The following is a 402-nucleotide window of genomic DNA, read 5'->3' as shown; positions in this document are numbered from 1 at the left end:
GCTGCAAGCTCAGCATCCGTGGCAAAGGTGCCATCAAGGTCCTGGCTCAATGTGCCGCCAAGGTCGGTCACCGTAATGGAGGTACCGCTAAGCCCGATGGCCGTGTTGTACTCGTTGGTCGGGTCGGCATCCGCGTCGTCCGTGTTCAAAGCCGCAAGCTCAGCGTCAGTGGCAAAGGTGCCGTCAAGGTCAACACCGGTGGCTCCGGCAACCGCGTTCGTCAGTTCAAGGGTCGTCCCTGTCAAGGAAAGGTCCGAAAGTTCGTTCGTCGGGTCGGCATCCGCATCGTCCGTGTTCAAGGCTGCAAGCTCAGCATCGGTGGCGAATGTGCCATCAAGGTCCTGGCTCAACGTGCCACCAAGATCGGTCACCGTGATGGAAGTGCCGCTCAGCCCGATGGCC

The 402-nt window shown here is 60.7% G+C and carries 1 protein-coding gene; it reads right to left on the bottom strand.

Annotated features, from left to right (window positions below):
• Nucleotides 1-402: hypothetical protein (locus ACFSJE_RS18205; protein WP_379832311.1), on the bottom strand; the 402-nt coding region annotated here is incomplete at both ends.

The organism is Flagellimonas iocasae (assembly GCF_042682725.1).
In the GTDB taxonomy this organism is placed as follows: domain Bacteria; phylum Bacteroidota; class Bacteroidia; order Flavobacteriales; family Flavobacteriaceae; genus Flagellimonas; species Flagellimonas iocasae.
The sequence above is the reverse complement of the archived record's forward strand: the minus strand, read 5'-3'. Positions and strand labels throughout refer to the sequence as shown.